The 20,581-nt window shown below is 63.5% G+C and carries 14 protein-coding genes and 2 pseudogenes; 12 read left to right on the top strand and 4 right to left on the bottom strand.

What is annotated here, in order from left to right:
- Positions 1 to 344 precede the first annotated feature (344 nt).
- The 5 genes from recC (at position 345) to J5I97_RS19250 (ending at position 10,829) form a co-directional block, all read left to right on the top strand.
- The gene (gene recC / locus J5I97_RS19270; protein WP_208588215.1) at positions 345 to 3,749 is read left to right on the top strand and encodes an exodeoxyribonuclease V subunit gamma; all 3,405 of its coding nucleotides are present in this window, start codon (positions 345 to 347) and stop codon (positions 3,747 to 3,749) included.
- Positions 3,746 to 7,645, top strand: a complete 3,900-nt coding sequence (gene recB, locus J5I97_RS19265) for an exodeoxyribonuclease V subunit beta (RefSeq protein WP_208588213.1) — start codon at positions 3,746 to 3,748, stop codon at positions 7,643 to 7,645. The genes recC and recB overlap by 4 nt, the downstream gene beginning before the upstream one ends.
- Positions 7,642 to 9,777: an exodeoxyribonuclease V subunit alpha gene (gene recD, locus J5I97_RS19260; RefSeq protein WP_208588211.1), complete on the top strand. Its 2,136-nt coding sequence runs from the start codon at positions 7,642 to 7,644 to the stop codon at positions 9,775 to 9,777. The genes recB and recD overlap by 4 nt, the downstream gene beginning before the upstream one ends.
- 461 nt (positions 9,778 to 10,238) lie before the next feature.
- Positions 10,239 to 10,520, top strand: a complete 282-nt coding sequence (locus tag J5I97_RS19255) for a type II toxin-antitoxin system RelE/ParE family toxin (protein WP_016902142.1) — start codon at positions 10,239 to 10,241, stop codon at positions 10,518 to 10,520.
- 18 nt (positions 10,521 to 10,538) lie between these two features.
- On the top strand, positions 10,539 to 10,829 hold the full coding sequence (locus J5I97_RS19250) for a HigA family addiction module antitoxin (RefSeq protein ID WP_002803896.1): 291 nt from the start codon (positions 10,539 to 10,541) through the stop codon (positions 10,827 to 10,829).
- A 541-nt stretch (positions 10,830 to 11,370) separates the two neighbouring features.
- Here J5I97_RS19250 and J5I97_RS19245 read toward each other — a convergent pair.
- Complete coding sequence (locus J5I97_RS19245) at positions 11,371 to 11,703, bottom strand: hypothetical protein (RefSeq protein WP_208588210.1); 333 nt, start codon at positions 11,701 to 11,703, stop codon at positions 11,371 to 11,373.
- Positions 11,704 to 12,142: 439 nt separating this feature from the next.
- Here J5I97_RS19245 and J5I97_RS19240 point away from each other — a divergent pair, with 439 nt between their 5' ends.
- The 6 genes and pseudogenes from J5I97_RS19240 to J5I97_RS20735 all read left to right on the top strand — a co-directional run.
- Complete coding sequence (locus tag J5I97_RS19240; protein ID WP_208588209.1) at positions 12,143 to 12,670, top strand: hypothetical protein; 528 nt, start codon at positions 12,143 to 12,145, stop codon at positions 12,668 to 12,670.
- A gap of 62 nt (positions 12,671 to 12,732) precedes the next feature.
- Complete coding sequence (locus J5I97_RS19235) at positions 12,733 to 13,638, top strand: hypothetical protein (protein ID WP_208588208.1); 906 nt, start codon at positions 12,733 to 12,735, stop codon at positions 13,636 to 13,638.
- 226 nt (positions 13,639 to 13,864) lie between these two features.
- Positions 13,865 to 14,670, top strand: a protein-coding gene (locus J5I97_RS19230) for an IS5 family transposase (RefSeq protein ID WP_208588207.1) whose coding sequence is annotated in 2 segments (ribosomal slippage) — positions 13,865 to 14,195 and positions 14,195 to 14,670 — 807 coding nt in all. Because the reading frame shifts where the segments join, the coding sequence is not laid out codon by codon here.
- 187 nt (positions 14,671 to 14,857) lie between these two features.
- Positions 14,858 to 15,983 (top strand): annotated as a pseudogene (locus tag J5I97_RS19225) (IS3 family transposase).
- Positions 15,984 to 16,157: 174 nt separating this feature from the next.
- The gene (locus J5I97_RS19220; protein ID WP_208588206.1) at positions 16,158 to 17,060 is read left to right on the top strand and encodes an RluA family pseudouridine synthase; all 903 of its coding nucleotides are present in this window, start codon (positions 16,158 to 16,160) and stop codon (positions 17,058 to 17,060) included.
- A gap of 254 nt (positions 17,061 to 17,314) precedes the next feature.
- Positions 17,315 to 17,473 (top strand): annotated as a pseudogene (locus tag J5I97_RS20735) (DUF2306 domain-containing protein); the annotation flags it as partial.
- A 105-nt stretch (positions 17,474 to 17,578) separates the two neighbouring features.
- Here the strand turns inward: J5I97_RS20735 and J5I97_RS19210 are convergent.
- From J5I97_RS19210 to J5I97_RS19200, 3 genes are all read right to left on the bottom strand, one after another.
- Positions 17,579 to 18,466 carry a hypothetical protein gene (locus J5I97_RS19210; protein WP_208588205.1) on the bottom strand — a complete coding sequence of 296 codons (888 nt, stop codon included), beginning with the start codon at positions 18,464 to 18,466 and terminating at the stop codon, positions 17,579 to 17,581.
- Positions 18,467 to 18,468: 2 nt separating this feature from the next.
- Positions 18,469 to 19,014: a hypothetical protein gene (locus J5I97_RS19205; RefSeq protein ID WP_208588204.1), complete on the bottom strand. Its 546-nt coding sequence runs from the start codon at positions 19,012 to 19,014 to the stop codon at positions 18,469 to 18,471.
- 349 nt (positions 19,015 to 19,363) lie between these two features.
- Positions 19,364 to 19,819: a hypothetical protein gene (locus J5I97_RS19200; RefSeq protein ID WP_208588203.1), complete on the bottom strand. Its 456-nt coding sequence runs from the start codon at positions 19,817 to 19,819 to the stop codon at positions 19,364 to 19,366.
- A 313-nt stretch (positions 19,820 to 20,132) separates the two neighbouring features.
- Between J5I97_RS19200 and J5I97_RS19195 the strand changes: the two genes are divergently transcribed.
- The gene (locus J5I97_RS19195) at positions 20,133 to 20,537 is read left to right on the top strand and encodes an antitoxin Xre/MbcA/ParS toxin-binding domain-containing protein (protein ID WP_208588202.1); all 405 of its coding nucleotides are present in this window, start codon (positions 20,133 to 20,135) and stop codon (positions 20,535 to 20,537) included.
- Positions 20,538 to 20,581: the final 44 nt, after the last annotated feature.

Below are 20,581 nucleotides of genomic sequence, written 5' to 3'. Positions count from 1 at the left end.
AACCGGCGCGTGCAGTATTGTCGCATGCCATCAGTCCCTGGCTCACTGCCGACGGTGGTCGATCTTGCAGCAGGGCGTCTCATGCATGAGGCTGGACAATGTTCAAGCGCGGCGGTGTTGTGGCAGATACGCCAGAAACAGATGATCGAGCCTACATGCCGCTCTTAATATCATGGACCGGGGGTACTGGCCCTGGGGTACTTGGCGGGCAGGGTCAACGCTAGGTTTTCGGCGGTAATGTAATGACGGTGACATCCCCTTCGTGTTGATGGAAGCGCGTCCGCTGTCCACCAAATATGCAATGCGTCGTGCGCCGTGCTCAATCCGGCACAATGCATGCAAGCATGCACACCACTTCCGCGCCCGATTTTCGTCTCTATCCTTCCAACGCGCTGGATACGCTTGCTGCCTTGCTCGCCGAAGAGCTGCGCCGCCCGGTGCCGGAGCAGCCGTTGCTGCAGCCGGAGGTGGTGCTGATCCCGCAGGTAGCGATGCGGCGCTGGCTGCAATCCACGCTGGCGGCCGAGCACGGAGTTGCGGCGAATCTGGAATTCCTCACCCCCGGCGAATGCGTCGCGCGCGCGCTGGAGTCCAATCTCGGTCCGGCCGAGGACGATCTGGACATGGTGACCACGCAGTGGCGCTTGTACGAGGCGCTGCAGGCCGATCTGGGCAGCGATGCCGCATTGGCGCCGCTGGCCGCTTATCTGGCCGATGGCGATGCGCTCAAGCCATGGGCACTGGCCGGCGAGCTGGGCAGCGTGTTCGAGAAGTACCAGGCGTGGCGACGCGACTGGTTGCTGCGCTGGGAAAGCGGCGCCGATCCCGATGATCCGCAGGCTCGGCTGTGGCGCAAGGTCGCTTCCGGTCGTCAGTACCGTGCGCGCCGCATCGGCCAGTATCTGAATCGCTACGCGCGCCCGGATGGTCCGCTACCGCAGGGCTTGCCGAAGCGCTTGTTCGCCTTCGCCATTCTCAATATTTCGCCCGACGTGCTGCGCGTGCTGGCCACGCAGGCGCGCGTGGGCACGCTGCATTTCTATCTGCCTACGCCGACTCAAGGCTATTGGGGCGATCTGCAGACCCTGTGGCAGCGCCGTCGCGAGGATGGGGCGGTGCAGCTGTTTGCCGAGCAGGTGCAGGAAAACCCGTTACTGCAGGCCTGGGGTGCGGCCGGGCGCGACTTCATGGCGCTGGTCGGCGACTACGAGGTGGTGCATCCGCTAGCCGAAATCGCCGCCTACGCCGACCCGCTCGAATCCGGCCGCCGCGCGCTTGCCGCTGGTGGCCTGGGCGACAGCCTGTTACGGCGCATGCAGAGCGACTTGTTCCATCGTCGCGCGCCGGGCGTGCCTGCATTGTTGCCGGCAGTGAATCTGCACGACCCCAGCCTGCAGCTGCACGCCTGCCATACCCGGTTGCGCGAGTTGCAGGTGCTGCACGACCAACTGCGCGCCCTGCTCGACGACCCGCGCTTCGACCCGCTGCTGCAACCGCGCGAAATCGCGGTGCTGTCGCCGGATATCGACCCGTATGCGCCCTATCTGGACGCGGTGTTCGGCAGCCACGGCAACGACGACGCGCTGCCCTATGCATTGGCCGATGCCAGCCCGTTGGCGAGCGAGCCGCTGGCCGAGGTGTTTTTGACCCTGCTCGGTTTGCCGATCGCACGCTTCGGCCTGCACGAAATTCTCGACCTGCTCGCCAGCGCGCCGATTGCCGAAGCTGCCGGCCTGGATGAAACCGGGTTGGAACGTCTGCGTGGCTGGTTGCACGCGGCTGGTGCGCGCTGGGGGCTGGACGCGGCGCATCGGCGTCAATTGCAGGCACCGGGCGACGACGCCTATACCTGGCGATTCGCGCTGGACCGGCTGCTGCTCGGCCACGCTAGCGGCGCCGATGACGACATCGATGGCGTGGCGCCATGGCCGCAGTTGGAAGGCAGCGCGCTGGCGGCGCTCGACACGCTGCTGCGGCTGCTGCGCGTGCTCGAACGCCATCAGTCGATGCTGGCCGAAGCGATGACGCCGGTTCAATGGCGCGAGCGTCTGCTCGGTCTGTTGGAGGCACTGATCCCGACCACGCCATCGGCACCGCGTGCACAGCGCGCGCTGGATCGGCTGCGCAGATTGATCGACCAATTCGCCCGCGATGCGGTGCGCGCCGAGTACGCCGGCACCGTGCCGGCCGAGGTTGTGCGTGCGCATTTTGCCGCGATGCTGGGCGAGTCGGATACGCGCGCGCCGCTGCTCACCGGCGGCATCAGTTTCGGCCGCATGGTGCCGATGCGCTTGCTGCCGTTCCGCGTGATCTGCCTGCTCGGCATGAACGATGGCGATTTCCCGCGTCGCGACCCGGCCGCCGGGCTCAATCGCCTCACCGCAGAACTGGGCACAGAGCGTCGCCGGCATGGCGACCGCTCCACGCGCGAGGACGACCGGTTTCTGTTTCTGCAGTTGTTCGCCTCCGCGCAAGAGGTGTTTTACCTGAGCTATCTCGGCGCCGATGCGCGCGATGGCAGCGCGCGCGAACCTTCCGTGTTGGTCAGTGAATTGTTGGCGAGCGCCGCGCAGTATCATGCCGCCCCCGATGCGATCGACACGCTGGTGGTGCGTCACCCGTTGCAACCATTCGCCGCCGCCGCGTTCGGTGCGCTGGGCGAAGACGGCGCCGACCCGCGTCGCTTCAGTTATCGCCGTCAATGGCGGCCGGCGGTGGACAGTTTGGTCGGCCAGCGGCAGCCGCTCGCGCCGTGGGTGGCCGGTGCGATGCCGGCCGATGAGAGTGCGTTGCCCACCAGCGTGTCCATCGACGATCTGCGCCGCTTGTTTGCCGACCCGGCCGGGCAGTTTCTGCGTCATCGCTTGGGCATGCGCTTGCCCGATCCGGCCGGCGAAGACAGCGACCTCGAACCGTTGCTCGCCTCCACGCGCGGACTGGATCACTACGGTTTGCAGCAGCATGTTCTCGACGCCGCGTTGGCCGGCGACACCGACCGCCTGTACGAGCGCCTGCGTGCCCGCGCGATGCTGCCTTCCGGCCCGTTGGGACGTCGCCAACTCGATGAGCGTGTGGCGCAACTGCGCCCGTATGCCGACGCGTTCCGGCAGTGGCGTGGCGAGGCATCGGCCGAGTCGCGCCGGCTGCAAGTGCAGATCGATGGCATTGATATGCACGGTCGCGTGCCCGGTTGGTATGCCAGCGGAGTAGGGCGCGTGCAAGTCGGCCCGCCCAGCGGCCGCAGTGCGATTCGCCACGGCCTGGAATGGCTGCTGCTGCGCGCCGCCGGCAAGCACGTGCCGTATGTGCGTTTCTTCGAACACGACGACGGCCTGGGCCCGCATCCCATGGATACCGAACCGCTGTCGCAGACGCAGGCGCAAACCGCATTGGCCGAGCTGTTGCGGCTGTATCGGCATGGCCTGCAGACGCCGCTGGCCTTCGCGCCGTACAGCAGTTGGAAGTATCACCAGGCCGCGCGCAGCGACGACCTGGACAAGGCCATCAAGGACGCTGCCGGGCAGTGGCAATCCAGCTTCGGCTGGAGCGAATCGCACAGCCCGGAACTGCGCCTGGTCAACCGTGGCCGCGACCCGTTCGCCGACGCGCAGCGTTTCGCCGAGTTCGCCACCACCAGCCATCGCGTGTACGACCTGCTCGAGCGCGGTAACACCGATGCTGCGCTCGACCCGGAGCGTTTGATCGACAGCTGGCGACACTGGCACGGCGCGCAGGAAGACGCCGAATGAGCGCCATGCCCGTCACCGACCCGTACGTGCACTTGCCGCTGCACGGCGTGCGCCTGATCCAGGCCAGCGCCGGCACCGGCAAGACCTTCACCCTGGCCACGCTTTTCACCCGGCTGTTGGTCGAGCGCGGTCTGCGCATCGACCAGATTCTCGCGGTCACTTTTACCGACGCCGCAACGCAGCAATTGCGTCGCCGTATCCGCGAGCGCCTCGTCCTGGCCGCAACGTTGGTGCCGGATGACCAGTCGGCTGTTGTAGGAGCGGCTTCGGCCGCGACCGAACTGACCACAGCGCAGGCGACCGACACTTCATCGCCCTCTGTAGGCGTGGCTTCGGTCGCGACCGACCTTGCCGACAACCCGTCGCGGCCGGGTCCGCTCCTACACGAACCGCCAGACGCCCTCCTCACCCGCAGCATCCTCGCCGCGCATCTGGCCACCGGCACCGAAACCCCTGCTGCGTTGCGCCGCCGCCTGCAGCAGGCGGTGGAGGAAATCGACCTGGCTGCGGTCTTCACCATCCACGGCTTCTGCGCGCGCGTGCTGCGCGAACATGCGCTGGAAAGCGGCCAGGCCTTCGCCGCACCGCAACTGCTCGCCAACGACCGCGAATTGCTGGGCGAAGTCGCCGCCGATTTGTGGCGCCAGCGTGCCGCCGATGCGGTGATGGCCGAAGACCTGATCGCGCTGTGGTCGGGCGGCCCCGAGGCATTGGCCAGCGATCTGCGCGCGCTGGTGCGTCATCCAACGCTGTTGCCGGAGGTGGCAACGACTACCGACAATTCCGCCGCGCTGCTACAGGCCGTGCAAGACGCCAGCGCCGCATTGGCCGCCGCGTTCCAGGCCCACGGCACCGCCTTCTTCGAAGCCATCATGTCCGCCATCGATGGCGGCATCTTGAGCAAGGGCAGCTATAAGCCCGACTGGTTGGCATCGTTGTGGCATTGGTTCGAACGTTTCGCCGCCGCGCCATCGATCAGCACCGCGCCCCATGCCAAGTTGCTCAAGTTGACCGCTGCGGAACTTGCATCGGGCACCAACAAGAAGTTCGTCGACCGCACACCGGCCTCGCCGATGAGCCACGAGATAGACAGCTATCTCACCGCGCTGGCACGCGTCGAAGAATGGCGCACCCGCCGCCGCATCCGCCTGCTGCACGCCCTGCGCGACGACGCCATCGCACGGCTCGCTTTGCTCAAGCGCCAGCGCCGCGTGCAAACCTATGACGATCTGGTCGATGGCGTCGCACAGGCATTGCAAGGCGCGCAGGCCGACGGACTGGTCAAACGCCTGCGCGCGCAATACGCCATCGCGTTGGTGGACGAATTCCAGGACACCGACGACCGCCAGTGGTCGATCTTCTCCAACGTGTTCGGCGAAGGCCCACTCGCACGCGCGGCCGAACTTGCGCCGGCGCTGTTTTTGATCGGCGACCCCAAGCAGGCCATCTACGGCTTCCGCGGCGGCGACGTGCGCGCGTATCTGGATGCCGCGGTCACCGCTGAACTTGCCCCGCCGCTGAGCCATAATTTCCGCTCGCGCCCAGGCGTGTTGGCGGCCATCGACGCGCTGTACGCGCAGGCCGGCTTCACCGACGCCTTCCTCACCGACGGCATCGCTTTCCACCCGGTGCAGGCTGGTACCAAGCGGCTGGACACCGACCTGCAACGCGAAGGCGCCACCGCCCCGGCATTGACGTTGTGGCGCGCGCCCGAACCACCGCCGCCTGCCGCGCCAGCGGCGAAGAACAAGCAAGCAGGCAAGCCCAAACCCTGGAGCGCCGGTCGCGCCCGCGAGCTGGCCACCGCCGCCTGCGTTGCGGCGATTCGCGGCTGGCTGGCCGATGGCCGCGACGGCGGCGCCACGGTCTGTGGCCGCCCGGTGCAGGCCGGCGACATCGCCGTGCTGGTGCGCAGTCACGGCGAGGCCACGCGCATGCAGCAAGCGCTGAGTGCAGTGGGCATTCCCGCCGTGGCCGCCGGCAAGCAAAGCCTGTTCGCCACCGACGAAGCGCTGGAGCTGCTGGCCCTGCTGCAGGCCTTGCTCGATCCAGGCGACGACAGCCGCCTGCGCGCCGCATTGGCCACCGTGTTGATCGGCGAAGACGCCATTGCCATTGCCGCACTCGAACACGACGGCGAGCGTCATCGCAGCTGGCAGCGGCAGGCACTGGACTGGCGCGAACGCTGGCAACGCGGCGGCCCGCTGGCCTTGATCGGCGACCTCGGCGCCGCGCACGGGCAACGCTTGCTGGTATTGGTCGATGGCGAACGCCGCCTCACCAATTACCTGCAACTGGCCGAACTGCTGCAGGAAGCCAACGCGCGCGCACTCGGCCCGCACGGCCTGGTCGATTGGCTATCGCGGCGCATCGCCAATGCCGACGACAACGACCAAGCCCAGCAACTGCGGCTGGAATCGGACGCGCGCCGCGTGCAGATCGTCACCCTGCACAAGAGCAAGGGCCTGGAATATCCGCTGGTGTTTTTGCCGTATATCGGCATCGGCCGCAGCGATAAGGGCGCTGGCCGCCATTGCGTGGTGCATGCGCCGGGTCGCGGCCGTCAGCTGCATTGGAAGACAGATAAGGACGACCCCACCTGGAGCGCCGCCGAAGCGGCCTGGAAGCAGGAACAACGCGCCGAAGACGCACGCCTGCTCTACGTCGGCCTGACCCGCGCCGAGCACGCGCTGTGGATCGCTAGCGGCTCATTCCACCAGCACGAACGCACCGCCTTGTCCGGCATGCTGGGCGCACTCGATGCGCTGCAGGGCGCTGCAGGGGAGGGCGCCGTAGTGGTGGATACCGCCACGCCGCCAACCAACCTGCCACGCCTGCCGCCACCGGACGAGGCGCAGGTGCCGCCCGCCCGCACCCCGCAGCGCCATATCGCGCCCGAGTGGTGGGTCTACAGTTTCACCCAATTGGCCAACGCCGATGCCGGCGCCGCCACCGACCCGATGGCCAGCGCCACCGTCGTCGGCAGCGGCGGCAGCGACGAACCGTCCAGTAGCGAGGCGATAGCGGTGGCCACCGATGCCGACGCCTTCGACCCGCGCTTTGCCGGCAATCGTTTCGGCGTGGTGATGCACGAGGTGTTCGAGCGCTGCGACTTCGCCGCCTGGCATGCCTGGCAGCCAGGCCAACCCGCACCCCAGGGCCAGGCCGCCGCCGCCATCGAAGCCCTGCAACGCGGTGGCTACGCCCATAACGAATGGGACGATGGCCTGGCCATGCTCACCGCCCTGATCGGCCACACCCTCACTGTCACCCTGCCGGAAGGCACCCATCTGGCCGCCGTGCCGGAGCCACAGCGCCGCAACGAAATGGAATTCCATTTCGCCATGCGGCCTACCCGCGTCGATGCATTGCTCGCACTGCTGCATCGCTTTGGCGTGGTTGGCGACCGCCAGGCCTTTGGCGCACGCCACCGCTTGGAGGGCCTGATGACCGGCCTGATCGACCTTACCTACACCGTCGACGGCCGCTGGTACGTGCTCGACTACAAATCCAACCGTCTTCCCAGCTACGACGCCGACGCCCTGGCCCGCGCCATGGCGCACAGCGAATACGAGTTGCAGGCGCTGATCTACACCCTCGCCCTGCATCGCTGGCTCCGCTTCCGCCTGGGCAAGTCCTACGACTACGCCCGCGACTTCGGCGGCGTGCGTTACCTGTTCTGCCGTGGCCTGGACGCTACCCGCTCATCCGTCTCCGGCACGCCTGGGCCCGGCATCTACGCCTGGCGCTTCGACCCAGCCCTGGTGGACGCCCTGGACGCGCTGTTCGCCGGCACGCCCACAGAGCATCGTTCTAACGATGGGGCAGAGCCCCCCTCCCCCCGGGGGAGGAGCTGTGGTGAGGGCACGTCCCCCATGGCAATTCGCATCCCATGACCCACCCGAACCTCTTTACTGCACTCAACCAGGCCGGCGCCCTGCGCACGCTGGATCTGGCCTTCGCCCAGAGCCTGCAACGCCTGGCCCCGAGCACCGACCCCCTGGTCCTGGCCGGTGCCGCATTAGCGTCACTTGCGGTCACCAGCGGCCACGCAGGGCTCGACCCCACCCGCGCCGCCATGCTGCTAGACCCACGCGACGGTGTGCCCCCGTCCTTTCCAGACCCAACCCACTGGCAGCGCACCCTCGCAGCCTCACGCTGGGTCGACCAACCGCGGCCCGAAGACCCCGCCGCTGCCGACTGCCCGCTGGTCCTCGAACACGGCTTGCTCTACCTGCGCCGCTACCGCGAATACGAACGCCGCCTCGCGCTAGGTCTGCAACGCATCGCCGCCCAATCGCCCCCGCCCCTCGACGCAGCCACGCTAGCGCCGCTGTTCGCGCAGTTGTTTCCCAGCGCACCCGACTCCTCCCAAGCCCCAGACCGCCAAGCCCAAGCCGCAGCCCTCGCCCTGCGCCGCACGCTGCTGCTGGTCACCGGTGGCCCCGGCACCGGCAAGACCACTACCATCGCGCGCCTGCTGCTGCTGCGCATCGCCCAGGCACATGCGATTGGCACCCCAGCCCCGCGCATCGCCCTGGCCGCGCCCACCGGTCGCGCCGCCGAGCGCATGGCTGAAAGCCTGCGCCTTGCAGTTGTCCGCGCCATTGCCGACGGCATCCAGCTCCCACCGACCCCGGACCCTTCCCCTCTGCCGTTCAGGGGAGAGAGGGCCCGCAGGGCCGGTGAGAGCGAGCCACCCAATTGGGAATCGCTCCTGCCCACCGGCGCCAGCACCCTCCACCGCCTGCTCGGCGTCATTCCGGATTCCCCGCACTTCCGCCATAACGCCGACAACCCGCTGCCGTTCGACCTGATCGTCGTCGACGAAGCCTCCATGGTCGACCTGCCGCTGATGTGCAAGCTGGTCGAAGCCGTCGCCGATGGCACCCAGCTGATCCTGCTCGGCGACGCCGACCAGCTGCCCTCTGTGGAAGCCGGCGACGTGCTCGCCGCCATCCTGCAGGCCGCCGGCCCTGGTGACGCCCTGCAACCGCACGACGCCGACGCGCTGCAACCGCTGCTCGGCAACATGCCCTGCGACACCGCGCCCACCAACACCCACGCGGGCGGTCTGGCCGGCCACCGCGTGCACCTGCTGCGCGGCTACCGCCAAGCGGAAGACTTCGCACTCGCCCCACTGGCCGACGCCATTCGCGCCGGCGACGCCGACACTGCCCTGGCCCTGCTACGCAGCGGCGAGCTGCCCGGCGTGCACTTCCACGAAGACGGCAACGACCCGCTGGCGCTAGGCCGCGACGCACTGCTCGCCCACTGGCGCGCGCTGGCCGCCGCACACGACCCGGCCGCCGCCCTGCGCGACGCCGGGCGCCTGCGCCTGCTCACCGCCGTGCGCGCCGGCCCGCAAGGCGCCCGCGGCCTCAACGCCCGCATCGAACAGCTGCTGGCCGAAACCGGCTCCGGCGCCCGCCGCCTCGGCGGCGCCTCGCCCTGGTTCCAGGGCCGCCTGCTGCTGATCAACGAAAACAGCTACCGCCACGGCCTGTTCAACGGCGACGTCGGCATCTGTTTGCGAAGCAACGCAAGTTCCTCTCCGGGGCGCAGCGACGAAACTCCGTCTTCAGGACCAAGCCAGTCCGGCGGCACCGCGAACCGCCACGACCCAACCACAGACAGCCGTGCCCAAGGTCCGTTGGTCGCCTGGTTCGAAGGCGACGGCGACGGCCAGGTGCGCGGCTTCCACCCCGCCGCACTACCCGCCCACGAAAGCGCCTTCGCCATGACCGTGCACAAGGCCCAAGGCAGCGAATTCGACGAAGTCTGGCTGCAACTGCCCACCCGCGACGCGCGCGTGCTCAGCCGCGAACTGCTCTACACCGGCATCACCCGCGCCCGCCGCGCCTTGCACCTGGCCGGCAGCGAAGCGGTCATCCGCGCTGCGCTGGCACGGCACGCCGCGCGGATCTCGGGGCTGGCGTGGCGTTTGGGTGCGCAGCAGCAGGCGGCACCCGCCATGCGAGCAACAGAACCATCCACTGGCATGCCCATGCAGGGTTCGTTGTTCTGATGGATGTCCTTACCTGAAATGAGTCACAGCAAGAGTCAGTTATCCAAGGTTTTCGGATAACTGCCGCCTACGGGAAGAGTCATGGAAAACAATCTCACCGCATCTGAAAAGTATCTGGTGGAGTGCGGCTTACGCGTCACGCACCGCTCCGAAACCGCGCTTGTTGTCGGCCGGGGAGGCGACCGCACACTCGATCCACTTCAAGTGGATGGCGGATACGTCCCGAGAAGCCGTCGCTGTACCAAGGGAAGACCTCTTCAGCTGTCATTTTGCGACACTCGATGAACTGCTTCTGGCGAGCTTGTGCTTCTACTTCACGCAGCCTGTCTTGATCTCCGGCTGGATGGATTTTGGAGTTTGTCATGAGCCGCGTGGCCATCGATCTGAGCGCCCAGCAGCAAGAACTGACGACTCATCCATAACGGCTTGCGTCATATAACGTCATGCGTTATGGTCGACACATGATCAGGAGCTTTGTCGACAAGGAAGCCGAAAAGATCTGGATGGGTGAGCGCTCCCGCCGGTTGCCGGCCGACATCCAGTCGGTCGCGCGCCGCAAGTTGCGCATGCTCAACGCTGCCGCGCACCTCGACGATCTGCGCATTCCGCCTGCCAACCGGCTGGAAGCGTTGAAGGGCGAGCGGCGCGGGCAGTACAGCATCCGGATCAACGACCAGTGGCGTATCTGCTTCCGATGGATGGAGGGCGATGTGGCCGAGGTCGAAATTGTCGATTACCACTGAAGCACGAGGCATCTGTCCATGACAGTCCTACCCAACATCCACCCTGGTGAAATCCTGCTTGAGGAGTTCCTCGAGCCGATGGGTATCAGCCAGAACGCATTGGCGCGGGCCACCGGTGTGCCGCCACGCCGTATCAACGAAATCGTGTTGGGCAAGCGCGGCATCACCGCCGACACCGCCGTGCGCCTGGCTGCAGCGCTGTGCACGACCGAGCGCTTCTGGCTAGGCCTGCAAGCCGATTACGAGCTGGAACAAGCGCACCGCGCGCTGGGCGACCTGCCATCGCGGATCAAGCGGCTGGCGGCTTGATAGGAAGGGTGTCTCACACGTCACGCTGATAATAGAGTCAGCCCAGTGACTTGCAAGGCCTGTCGATCGCGGAGCAGCGCAGCATCAGCGTGAACAGGCAGGAAAGCGCACGCCAACGCTTGGTGTCATCCAAAAAACGCGAGGCCAGGCCTCCGCCTGACCTCGTCTGCCGTCTGGCAGGCCGGGCGGCTTACTTGCCCTTCTTTTCCTGCTTGGCCGCGCGCTTTTCTTTCAGCGTCTTGGCCGGCTCTTTTTTCTGGCTCTTCTTCTGGTCCATCCCCTTGCTCATGACACCCTCGTAGTTGCTGGATTGATCGGTCGGGCAGCACCAGGACCCTGGCGTGCCTGCGCACTGTAAGGCTGCGCGCGATGGAATGGCAGGGGAGAGCGACGCTGGGCAAAGGGTGGTGCGTCGGGCGCGGTGTTTCTCGGCGATGGCAGGCGCCCAGCAAGCCATCGGGACTGTGGGCAAACCATAAAAAGACAACGCCAGCGTGCGACCGTCAAGGCCGGCACGCGGGCGCTGGCGACAGCGGCGGCCTTACTTGGCCGGCACGCGCTGGTACTGCTCGCCGCCGGTGTTGAGGTAGCCGTTGGCCTCATCGATGGCGAAGTTCACCGTCTCGCCATCGTTGGTGACCTGCAGCGCCCCGTCCTTGTAGACCGCCGGGTAGCTCTCGGTCTTGGGCGTGCGGCTGAAGAACTTGGGCGTGGTGCTGCGCACCATGAAGGTCTCGCCGTTGCGCTCGATGTCCATCGTCTCGTCCTGCGTCTGCACGTTGACCCAGTGGCCCACGAACTTCTCGCCCTCTATCTTGGCGCAACCGGCCAACAGCATTGCCGCAGCCAGTGCGGTTCCCATCCACTTCATCATCGTGTGTTCTCCAGTTGAGGCTGCGGCGAGGATGGCGGGTGTGGGATGTATGGGAGGTCAAGGATTCCGCGCAACGGCTGCTCGACTGTAAGCGCGACTGAGGCCATTGGATAACTCAAGTTGACCCTGTCAAGCCCACGCCCGCGTACTCACCCGCGAACTGCTCTACACCTGCATCACCTGCGCCCGCCGCGCTGCATCGGGCCGGCAGCGAAACAGCCGGCCCGATGCAGCGCACTGGCGCGGCACACCGCGCGGATTTCGAAACATAACCCTAAAACGAATTTCATGGTTATCCCTGGTATGAAAAATAACGTCGTCTTCTCTGCGAAGCGGGTTGCTAGTCAGCACTGGGCGAAGTATTTGCTTCACGCAGGACATAAATTCTGTGCTCTAATCGTTTTATGTATGAAAAAATTTCAATTGATTAAGGATTAACGTGAAAACAAAGATGGTTGCCTCGGCTCTGGCTTTCGCTGCATTTTTCAACGCGCACGCAGCAGATCATGCTCCTTTGTTAGATCAAGGGAATGATGTCGACCAAATGCTCGCGCTACAAGAAGATGTGGAGTTGGCCAATGCGCCTGTGAACTCGCAAGAAAAACTGATTTCATACCTTTCAGCAAACCCATCGTCTGTTTTTTTTAAGCTTCCTGCAAGCGCGCAAGAGTCTTTTAAGAGCAGCCTTGTGTTTACTGATAAAGGGCTTGCATCCTATTATTATGAATCGCTAACCAAGTACTTAACTACAAAGCAGATATACCAACTCTTAAGTCTATTTGGTGCACAAAAGACAATTTCCTTCATTCCCGGGATAACCGCAAGCAATCCAATGGAGAAAAATATTATCGTGTCGGAAAGCCCATACACTCCAACTCCTCGATCCGGCAATATCTGCATCATCAATGGTTCATCAAGCCAATGTAGGCCAGAATACGGCAGCATGTGTTCACGCGCTTGCCAATAGCCCGCACTAGATTCTGCATGAATATATTCGTAACTAGATCTCTTTTAGGGTGGATATTGGTTATGTCCACCCTCTTTGCGAATGTCGATGCCATGAATCGAAATGGATCGATAACAGAAGTTGTCCGGGACGTAATACAGGAAGGTGCAAAATTTCGCGATGCTCCGCGACAAAGATTCAAGTATCTGTCGGTGAGCTATAACCAACGCATACGTCCAAGCTTGAGATTTGCCTACTCTTTGCCTACAGAAGACTTGAGGGCCTTATTCGAAGCGTCCGCTCAACTTGCATTTTATGCAAACCTCTATGAAGGACTGCGTGGACAGGAGTATGTCGATGATATGGAGGTCTCTTATCTTGCCTTGAAGGCAAGGCATCAGCTGAAAGAAAGCGATGTTGATGCCATGCGCACGGCGTTCGAATCGTACCGAGATTTTCGGCGTGCTGAAGCACTCATGCCAAATGCCGGCAAGACGGACCTACAAGGAATAAACGAAAACGTTGTACTTTTGGAACAGGGAAGAATCGAAAAAGGCTCACGCCGGGTAATAATTTTTGACGAAAGCAAAGGGAAGTTTGCGCCCGCATTCCAGCATATCAATGCGGGGTTGCAGATCATCGTTATTTCTGGCTGCCATTTCGCGAGCGATGCGGCATTTTCCATTGACAGCGACAAGGAGATTTCCAGTGCATTCAACAAGGCAAATGCAATATGGATCGCATCCGGAGACACGCAGCTAATTTCTAGCGACTTTCTCAATTGGAAAACCGATCATCCGAGACAACCATTAAAAGTGGCGTTTGACAACGCGGATTGGCCGGAAATCGAATTTTACTCGATACCAAGGTTCTATTTTTTCAAGGCCGGGAAATTATTTGCAATAATAAATGGATGGAATTCGCATCAGGAAAATCTAAGCGAAATCAGAAAAGTGATACGCAGCAAGGAGTTTTCCGACCTAGGTTGACGTCCGATATAGGGCTGGCCGGATTCACTGCAGGGAAGCCCACGGATTAAAAACGCGTAAAAAACGGGTCAGGTTCTTAGGTATCCCCACATTTCTTACTTCCAGATCAATCGCTTGGCGCATCATGCTGTGGAAGAAGGTGCGCGCATGGCGCACTCTTCAAGGTGACTAAGAGCGGCTAACAAAACCCCTTGAATGTTGTCTCGCTGTTGGCAAAAATTAGGGCATGACACGTCGCAAAGAGATCCCCATTGCGCTGTGGAAGCGTATCGAGCCACTGATTCCACAAGTGACGTGTTCCCCCAAAGGTGGAAGGCCACGTATCAGTGATAAACAAGCCCTCAACGGCATCGTCTATGTCTTGCGGACGGGCATTCCATGGGAAGACCTGCCGATGGAACTCGGCTATGGCAGCGGCATGACCTGCTGGCGCCGGTTGCGTGATTGGCAGGCCGCAGGTGTGTGGCATCGTCTGCATCAGGTGTTGCTGACCGAGCGACGTCGCACCGATCGGCTGGATCTGAGCCGGGCAAGTCTGGACGCCGCCAGTGTGGCCTCCCCCCGGTGGGCGCCTACACCGGGCCAAAACCGACCGATCACGGCAAACGCGGCAGCAAACGGCATCTGATCGTCGATCGCAACGGCGTCCCGTTGGCGGTATGCGTCACCGGCACCAATCGGCACGACTCGGTGGTGTTTGAGGAGTTGATTGACGCCCTGCCTCCAATCTCCGGAAGACCAGGGCGCCCGCGACGTTGGCCAGACACACTGCATGCCGACAAGGCCTACGACATCCAACAGTGTCGCACCGTTCTCAAGCAGCGCGGCATCCTTGCATGGATCGCACGCAAGGGCACCGAACGTAACGACAGGTTGGGACGTCATCGCTGGGTCGTGGAGCGCACACATGCCTGGTTCGCTGGCATGGGCAAGCTGCGCATTCGCTTCGAACGCCGCATCGATACCCACATGGCGTTGCTATCGCTTGCTTGCTCGATCATCTGCTTACGGCTTCTTCCTGAGTTTTGTTAGCGGCTCTAAACACTTGCGCTCCAGTTCTACTCTTTTTGGAAACTTCGATTCCATCTTCATTGCTCCTGGATAATTGCTTGCTTAAGGTCGTTCGACCATTCTAATAATTGTTGCGAGTGCGACGTCCCCCCGATTTTGAGTAGCGCCTCAGTTTGGAGTCCAATTCCCTACCCCGAGGAGATTGGACATGAAGAAGCGCTTTACCGAGGAACAGATCATTGGCTTCCTGCGTGAGGCCGAAGCGGGCGTGGCAATCAAGGACCTATGCCGGCGGCATGGCTTCAGCGAGGCCTCGTACTACCTGTGGCGCAGCAAGTTCGGCGGGATGAGCGTGCCCGATGCCAAACGGCTCAAGGACCTTGAGTCAGAGAATGCTCGATTGAAGAAATTGCTGGCCGAGCAGCTGTTCGAGAACGACCTGATCAAGGATGCGCTGCGAAAAAAGTGGTGAGCGCACCGGCGCGTCGTGCGCTGGTGCGCGAGTGGATCGGGTGCGGTGCCAGCGAGCGCCGGGCCTTGGCAGCGATCGGTATGAGCGCCAGTGCGCTGCGCTATCGCCCCCGCGAAGATCGCAACGTCGAACTGCGTGAACGCATCTGTGCGTTGGCGCATCGCCATCGCCGTTATGGCGTGGGGATGATTTATCTCAAATTGCGACAGGAAGGACGCATCGTGAACTACAAGCGGGTGGAGCGGTTGTACCGCGAGCAGCAGTTACAAGTCCGCCGCCGCCAGCGGAAAAAGGTTCCAGTGGGCGAGCGTCAGCCGCTGCTGCGGCCATCGCAGGCCAACCAGGTGTGGTCGATGGACGTCGTGTTCGACCGCACTGCCGAAGGGCGGGTACTCAAGTGTCTGGTGATCGTGGACGATGCAACCCACGAAGCGGTCGCCATCGACGTGGAGCGCGCAATCTCGGGCCACGGGGTGACGCGCGTGCTGGACCGACTGGCCCACAGTCGCGGTTTGCCGCAGGTGATCCGCACTGAGCGCGAAGCCTGCCCTCGGGGCACAACGGCAAGGAGTTTTGCGGTAAGGCAATGGTCGCCTGGGCGCATGCCCGTGGCGTGCAGTTGCGGCTGATCCAACCCGGCAAGCCAAACCAGAACGCCTACGTCGAATCGTTCAACGGCCGACTACGCGACGAATGCCTCAACGAGCACTGGTTCCCAACACTGCTGCATGCACGCACCGAGATCGAACGCTGGCGGCGCGAATACAACCAGGATCGACCCAAGAAAGCAATCGGCGGCATGACACCGGCTGCTTATGCCCAACATCTGGCAAACACCGATATCATTAGCACTGGACTCTAAACCCGGCCGCTACTCAGGGCGGGGGGACGTCGGGGGGACGTCGGTCCAATAGCGCACGGCATGGGTATCGCTCGAACGGCTCAGTCTCGGATCGGAGAGCAGATGCACCGGAGAGAATCGACGCGACAAGGTACGATCCCAGGCCATCTGCTTGAGTGTGCTTTTGCTGTTGCCATGTCTGCTCCCCGCCCGATCCACGATGGCATTCCCGCCAGCCAGTTCCAGCTGCCGTCCGGCCCTTGGCGCACGGTATTGGAGGCGCTATGTGCGTGTTTCCCGAGCGTGGATGCCGCCACGTGGCGTGACCGCTTCGCGTGCGGACGTGTGCTGGATGCACAGCAGCAGGTGTTGGAGGTTTCCGCGCCCTATCGGCTCGGCGCGGAGATCTATTACTTCCGTGAGGTAGTGGATGAGCCGGTCATTGCGGCGACGGAAATGGTGGTGCATGCCGATGCGCACTTGATCGTTGCTTGCAAGCCGCACTTCCTGCCGGTTGTCCCCGCTGGCATCTACGTGCGCGAAACGCTGCTGACCCGGTTGGTGCGGCGCTTCGACAATCCGTCGCTGGTGCCACTGCATCGCATCGACCGCGATACCGCTGGGCTGGTGCTGTTCTCGGCCAACCCGGCCACGCGCGGGATCTACCAGGCGCTGTTCCGCGAGCGGCGTATCCGCAAGCACTATTTGGCGGTGGCACCGCCGCTGCCGGGGCTGACGTTTCCGTATGTGCATCGCAGCCGGCTGGAGCCGGGCAAGCCGTTCTTCCGCATGCGCGAGGGCGCGGGCGCGGGCGAGCCGAATAGCGAGACCGTGATCGATGTGGTCGCGAGCGGCGCAAACATGTGGACGTATCGGCTGGAGCCGGTCACCGGGCGCAAGCATCAGCTGCGCGTGCACATGGCCGCGCTGGGCGCGCCGATCCTGCATGACCGCTTCTATCCCGACCTGGAAGATCGGCGGCCCGACGACCCGGGACGCCCGCTGCAGCTGTTCGCGCAGACGCTGGCATTCGATGACCCGATCACCGGCGAGCCGAGATATTTCACCGCGACCGTTGGGCCGATGCAATCAGCTTGAAGCGATGGCAGCACAACGATGCGCACCGTTGAAACAGTCCGCACTATTTGATTTTCAGATATCCGAAATAACGCGTTAGCGTGAGCTCGCGGCGATTGCTTGGCCCCGGTTTCGCAAGGCGTGCAGCGCCACGTGTGAGCCTTCCTCCCACACCGCTCCTACGATCGTCGCCAACGCTCCTAATGCGCGTCCATGCTAGCGTGCCGCTGCCGGGCGCAGGCTGGGCAAAGGAGCGGGGTCTGCGGGTCGATCCGATGCGCGATGGTGTCGAGGTATCTGTGCAAGCCGTCGCCCGCGTGGCGTGGGCGCTGCTATGGCTGGCGCTGGCCGCCTTCGCGGCCGAGTTCGACCGTCATGTGTACCTGAAGTACGCCGCGCTGGAGTTCCCTGCATACGCCATGTTTCTTACCCGGCCGGTTGGAGGTAATGACGCGGCTTTGGCACCGGACTGCTGAATGGTACGGCTGCGATACCAGGGCTTGCTCAGTTACACCATCCCGCAATGCGGGGCTTGCCCCTCAATCGCCAGCGTCCGCCGCAACCGCCGTCGCCAAGCGCGCCAGCATTGGGTTCGGCCAGCCCTCGGTGCTGTCTCGCACAGTGGCGTCGGACACAGGATAAAAGGTGGGCGTATCCAGGCTGGGTAGCATGCGCCATTCTTCGCGGCTGCTCATCAAGCGCATCGGCAGGTCCGAATGCACGGCATTCCATGCGTGGATACCAACTATCGGAAGGCTTGTCTCTGGCGGCACCAGCAAGATGAGCCTGGCGCGGAGCCAGGCATATTCCGGGCGCGTCGCGATATCCTGCAAAGCACGTTGGGAAAATCCGCAGGACGGATGGACGACGGCGACGACCTGCAGGCGGTGCAGATCCAGCTGCCGGCGCGTCAGTTGCGTCAGCGTGTTCACTTCGATCACGTTGCCGCCAAGCCCTGCCAACGTTGGGAACTCTGGGAGTTGAGTTGCCGGCCAACGGCGTCGTGCCCACCTCAGGCCTTCGATATCGCGCACGGCGACAAAAGCGCCAGCGATCTCTCCGGCATGCCACGGCGACAGCTTGCCGCGCCGTTCCAGTTCCATGCCAATGCGCTTGAGGTCCTCTGCGTGCTTCTTCGATAGAGAATAGACAAACACCAACGTTGTCGATCTGAAGCGATCTTCGAGCGCCGCGTCCGAGGCCGCGCGCAGCGCGTTGGCAGGCGCAGCATGGAGCGTGTCATATCGTGCCATGACGGCGCGTGCGCGCCCTACGCCACTGGCCTCGCGCAGGGAGCTGTTGTAGTTGACGAGATCGTCGTAACTCGTCTGTGCCAAGGTTGATAGCGGCAGCAAAAGCGCCGCCATCACGGCGATGACGGCAAATGGATGCGCGTAAACGCCGCCAATTATCGATTGATGAGCCAACGTCAGCAGCCGCTCATGCAGATGCTCCCAGCCATCGTGCTACATGTGGCCCGGCCGGAGCACCAGTACTGCGTGTGGTCCTCCTTCATCATCTGTGGTGTGGTCGAGAATGCTGTTTGAATGTCTTTGTCGCTCAAGGTGACGATACGCGGCCTGTCGAAGAGGCCCACGATATGCTGTACGCCAAATAGCGCGAGCAGCCGGCATGCCTCGGCCAACGGTAATTCGCGCTCGATATCGGCGTAGTAGAAGGACGCAAGGCCGTTCGCATTGAATTGCAGCGAGCGAATGAAACGCTCCCGACTTGATGGTGACAGCCCGTCGATTGGCGAGGCGCCACGGGAACCCTGCGAAACCAGATACTCCGCCAACAGTTGTTGCGAACGGATGGGTGCATTTTGCTTGGCAAGCCGCCGTTGTGCTTGCATGGCCTCTGCGAGGGTCGCTGAGCCATCCGCAAGCGCATTTTCTGCGGAGTGGGCGTTGCCGGCTGCGGACCAGGATGCGACTGCGATGGCGACCCACATTTGCAGCGATCTAATTTTCATCTCGATTTCCTATCAAAAAGAAGGGCGCTGCTGCCTGACCGACGCTATCCACCTCCCAAGCTGCTGTCAACATCCCAAGCGTCTTAAAGCGCCATTTGAAGGAGACAGACAGGCGCTTGGCTGCTCCAGCTCAATGAGCGTGATCGGAACTACGAGGTACGTTGCAAGAAGCGCACAGCGTTTGACGCGCAGCTGGCGCTAGCCGGTCCGACGCTCCAGCCACTGTTGAAAATCGTGATAACCGGCTTATTACGCCACGCCGATGCGGCAATCGGCCGGCACATTGGTAGCCAGAAAGCGTGCCGATAGGCTGTTGAAGCGACGGAGCACGGTTCGACCTGCCCGAGCCTCAACGCACCTTGTACAACACCGCCGCACCCGGCTTGGGCTCGAACATCGGCACGGTCTGCTGATTGAGCACGATGCCCGTGGCATCCCACACCAGGGTGTCGGTGGGGTATTCCTCGTTGTGGGTCATGGTGTCGATCTGCTTGACGATCACCGGCTTGGCGGTGGGCACTTCCGGGTTCCAGGCGAACACGCCCAGGCAGCCGTAGAACACCGCCGGCGCGGCGGCATCCAGGCAGCGGTCTGGGCACATGACCAGGCTGCGTTCCAGCATCACCCGCAGCGCGCCGACGGGCACGGCCTTGACGGTGGGCGAGGTGCGGTCGGTGCTGTGGCCGTGGCAGACGTTGGCCGAGCGGGTGAGCATGTCCTCGACCACCTGGCGGTCGGGCTGGGCCAGCGCCGGCAGCGCGGCGGCGGACAGGGCAAGCACGGTGAGAGCGGATTTCCAGGGCATCTGACAACTCCTCATGTCCTCATGAGATGACATTCCAATACTGCAGCCCTGCGGGCGCAGGCTGCTGCCAGTGACGCGCCCGAATCCTGGCAAGGCGGACGTCAAGCACGGCCAATAGTCGGCGCCGCTTCCGGGTGGGGGCGCTCAAGCGGGAATCGGCCACCGAAGCCGCCGCCGGGTCACCAACGCCGCACAGGCCGGCCGGCGCGTAATGCAACGGCCGCTGACGCCCATCTGCGCTGTCAGGAGTCTCCCGATTGAGCGGCAGCAGTGACCCGGTTAGCGTGCGCGCTATCACATTGTTGGACTGCCCATGGAACGCGCCGAACTCATTGCCTCACTGCTCACCGGCATGCGGCGCGCCGAAGATTTCCGTGCGCAGGCATCGATCTACAGCACCGCGCATAGCGAGCAGATGGAGACCGAACACGGCAAGGCCGCCGATGCCGAGTTGGTGCTGTCGTTGTTCGCGTTCACGCCGGAGCACCTCAAGCTGCTGGGCAGCGCCGGCATCGAAAGTCTGGGCGAGATCGTCTGCCACGCCTGGGCGCTGAACGGTGGCAACAACGAGGCGCTGATCGGCTGGTTCCGCAAACCCATGAACGCACTGGACGGGCAGACGCCCGCCGCCCTGGTCCGTGGCGGCGGCCTGCAGGTGTTGCTGCTGGTGCTCAGGCAGCAGCTGGAGTGGGAGTTTCCGAAGCGTTCGGCCTACTAAAACATCGACACTGTCGACCGTCGCGCTTTGACGTGCGCACGGTC

This window comes from Xanthomonas fragariae, assembly GCF_017603965.1.
Taxonomy (GTDB): domain Bacteria; phylum Pseudomonadota; class Gammaproteobacteria; order Xanthomonadales; family Xanthomonadaceae; genus Xanthomonas; species Xanthomonas fragariae_A.
This window is presented reverse-complemented; position numbering and strand designations above follow the sequence as displayed.

What these genes read in the sequence shown, in the direction of transcription:
- recC (WP_208588215.1), top strand. Translation starts at nt 345, where the DNA reads ATGCACACCACTTCCGCGCCCGATTTTCGTCTCTATCCTTCCAACGCG.
- J5I97_RS19200 (WP_208588203.1), bottom strand. Translation starts at nt 19,819, where the DNA reads ATGCCCTGGAAATCCGCTCTCACCGTGCTTGCCCTGTCCGCCGCCGCG.
- J5I97_RS19250 (WP_002803896.1), top strand. Translation starts at nt 10,539, where the DNA reads ATGACAGTCCTACCCAACATCCACCCTGGTGAAATCCTGCTTGAGGAG.
- recD (WP_208588211.1), top strand. Translation starts at nt 7,642, where the DNA reads ATGACCCACCCGAACCTCTTTACTGCACTCAACCAGGCCGGCGCCCTG.
- J5I97_RS19245 (WP_208588210.1), bottom strand. Translation starts at nt 11,703, where the DNA reads ATGATGAAGTGGATGGGAACCGCACTGGCTGCGGCAATGCTGTTGGCC.
- recB (WP_208588213.1), top strand. Translation starts at nt 3,746, where the DNA reads ATGAGCGCCATGCCCGTCACCGACCCGTACGTGCACTTGCCGCTGCAC.
- J5I97_RS19205 (WP_208588204.1), bottom strand. Translation starts at nt 19,014, where the DNA reads ATGAAAATTAGATCGCTGCAAATGTGGGTCGCCATCGCAGTCGCATCC.
- J5I97_RS19235 (WP_208588208.1), top strand. Translation starts at nt 12,733, where the DNA reads ATGTCCACCCTCTTTGCGAATGTCGATGCCATGAATCGAAATGGATCG.
- J5I97_RS19220 (WP_208588206.1), top strand. Translation starts at nt 16,158, where the DNA reads ATGTCTGCTCCCCGCCCGATCCACGATGGCATTCCCGCCAGCCAGTTC.
- J5I97_RS19195 (WP_208588202.1), top strand. Translation starts at nt 20,133, where the DNA reads ATGGAACGCGCCGAACTCATTGCCTCACTGCTCACCGGCATGCGGCGC.
- J5I97_RS19255 (WP_016902142.1), top strand. Translation starts at nt 10,239, where the DNA reads ATGATCAGGAGCTTTGTCGACAAGGAAGCCGAAAAGATCTGGATGGGT.